Origin of the sequence: Streptomyces mesophilus (genome assembly GCF_011044995.1) — a bacterium.
GTDB lineage: Bacteria > Actinomycetota > Actinomycetes > Streptomycetales > Streptomycetaceae > Streptomyces > Streptomyces mesophilus.
This window is the reverse complement of the sequence record NZ_JAAKZW010000473.1, coordinates 1-992: the sequence shown is the minus strand read 5'-3', so window position 1 is coordinate 992 and position 992 is coordinate 1. Positions and strand designations below refer to the sequence as shown.

General features: G+C 74.2%; 1 protein-coding gene. It reads left to right on the top strand.

Annotated elements, in window-relative coordinates; genetic code table 11:
• Positions 1 to 174: 174 nt before the first annotated feature.
• Positions 175 to 918 (top strand): DUF2293 domain-containing protein, encoded by a 744-nt coding sequence (locus G6045_RS40640; RefSeq protein WP_165337268.1) that lies wholly within the window; start codon positions 175 to 177, stop codon positions 916 to 918.
• The last annotated feature ends 74 nt before the right edge of the window (positions 919 to 992 follow it).

The following is a 992-nucleotide window of genomic DNA, read 5'->3' as shown; positions in this document are numbered from 1 at the left end:
TGAGGGTCCGGCGTCGTGGGAGTTCGGGTCCGGTGGCGGGCATGGTCCCGTAAGAGGTCCGGTGGTGGGCATCGTTCGTACGAGGCCGTCGTTCGTGACAGGGCGTCGTCCGTGAGACGGCGCCGTCAGTGACCGGGCGTCGTCCATGAGGGGCCGGGCGGGAGGTCTGGAGCGATGGCTCGTTCGCGTTCGGGGGCCGGTTCGTCCAGCTCGACGTCCAGGAGCGGCCGGACCCCGCTCAACGCCTCCGACCTGGTCGCCGTCGAGCCTCGGGGGCGACGGCATTGTGCGGAGTGCCGTACGGGGCCGCTCGCGCTCCTCGTCATGGCGGACGGCGCACCGCGCTGTCTGGACTGCGCGGACCTCGGTCATCTGGTGTACCTGCCGCGGGGCAACACCGCTCTCACCCGTCGGGCACGGGAGGGCAGTTCGCTGTCCGTGGTCGTCGTCCGGCGCAACAGCAAGCGCCGGCGGTACGAGCGCCAGGGCGTCCTCGTCGAGGAGGCCGCCCTCGCCCTGGCCGAGCGGCGCTGCCTCGCCGACGCCGAGGCCAGGGCCCGGCGGCGGGAGCGGGACGCGGTACGCAGGGCGGAGCAGGATGTGCGGTTCACGGCGGCGTTCGCCGAGGAGCTGCGGCGGCTGTTCCCGGGGTGTCCGCAGGACCGGGCCCGCGCCGTGGCCGAGCATGCCTCGGTGCGGGGCAGCGGACGGGTCGGGCGCAGCGCGGCGGGCCGGGCCCTTGACCGGGGCGCGGTCACGGCGGCGCTGCGGGCGGCGGTGCGCCATGTGGACACGGAGTACGACACGTTGCTGATGTCGGGTGTCCCGTGGGCCGAGGCCCGTCGCAGAGTGTCACCGGAGGTCGACGCCCTCCTCAACGCCTGGCGCCGACCGGCAGACGACTCCCCGCACCCATAAGCCGCAGCGGACCGCCAAGCCCAAACCCAAGCCCCGGCTTCAGGGCCGACCCCAACTCAACCCCGTCCCCGTCC

Excerpts from the sequence above, each read along its gene's own strand:
- G6045_RS40640 (WP_165337268.1), top strand. The coding sequence starts at position 175 with ATGGCTCGTTCGCGTTCGGGGGCCGGTTCGTCCAGCTCGACGTCCAGG.